Source organism: Romboutsia sp. MSSM.1001216sp_RTP31141st1_G3_RTP31141_220114, assembly GCF_039031195.1.
Lineage (GTDB): Bacteria > Bacillota > Clostridia > Peptostreptococcales > Peptostreptococcaceae > Romboutsia_C > Romboutsia_C hominis.
Map to the genome: position 1 here is coordinate 1 of NZ_JBCIUO010000056.1, position 1043 is coordinate 1043.

General features: G+C 23.6%; 1 protein-coding gene. It reads left to right on the forward strand.

Annotated features, from left to right (window positions below):
• The first annotated feature begins 108 nt into the window (after positions 1-108).
• The gene (locus ABCP60_RS15930; RefSeq protein WP_092921352.1) at positions 109-429 is read left to right on the forward strand and encodes a MazG-like family protein; all 321 of its coding nucleotides are present in this window, start codon (positions 109-111) and stop codon (positions 427-429) included.
• Positions 430-1043: the final 614 nt, after the last annotated feature.

The window sequence follows — 1043 nt, forward strand, 5'->3', positions numbered from 1 at the left end:
GTTAAGCTCTTTAGCGCTGATGGTACTTGGAGGGCGACCTCCTGGGAGAGTAAGACGTAGCCACGTAATCTTTTTTTATGTTCAAAATAAAAAATACAAGGAGTTAAAATGAAAACTGAAAAAATAATCGATTTTAAAGAAATCAAGAGATTAAATCTTATAGATAAAAAATCACTAATGGAAAGAGCTTTGAAGTTATCAGAAGAGGTTGGGGAAGTTTCCCAGGCAGTATTGAGTTCATCAAATGTATGTGGGTGTGGATACAAAGAAAAAACAAAAGAAGATATAGTTGAAGAGTGTTTAGACGTAATAATTGTAGCAAGCTCAATAATAAGCCAGAGTTATGATAATGAAATTAATATGGATGAGATAGTTAATATATATAAGAAAAAGCTTAAAAAATGGGAAGAAAAATGCAAAACTATATAAATTTTAAAATATTAGATAACTTAAGTTGATTAAATATAGACTTAAGTTATTTTTATTTATAAAGAATTAGTAATGTAAAATTAATATCATTATACGTAGGAGGTTATACTCATTTTAAGTATATTTTGATTGGTAACAATTTTATTAAATGATCTTTAATCTATTTGTAATAGTATAAAAATTTAATAAAAATATAAATAAGTTAACATAATAGTTGGAGAAATAGAAAAAATATTTTTTATTGAATACTAAAATTTCTAATCAAAGTAGAAAGTGTATATAAAAATATATAATTTAAATAAAAAAATTTAATTAATGATAAATAAATTAGAAATGTGGATAAAAAATAGAAAATCGGTATATAAGCTAAGTCTAGGATGTATATAATGTTAATAACATAAACAAAAATTGTGTATAACTTAAAAAAATAAACTAATTATAAAAAATACTAAAAAAAGTTAAGAAAAAGTATTGACGATATAAAGTATAGGTGGTATAGTAATACATGTCCTTAAGAAAAGGACAAACACGAAAGAGAAACAACAGAAAAGAGTTGACAAAGTAAAATTACTTTGATAAACTAAGGAAGTTGTAAGGAATGAACTTTGAAAATT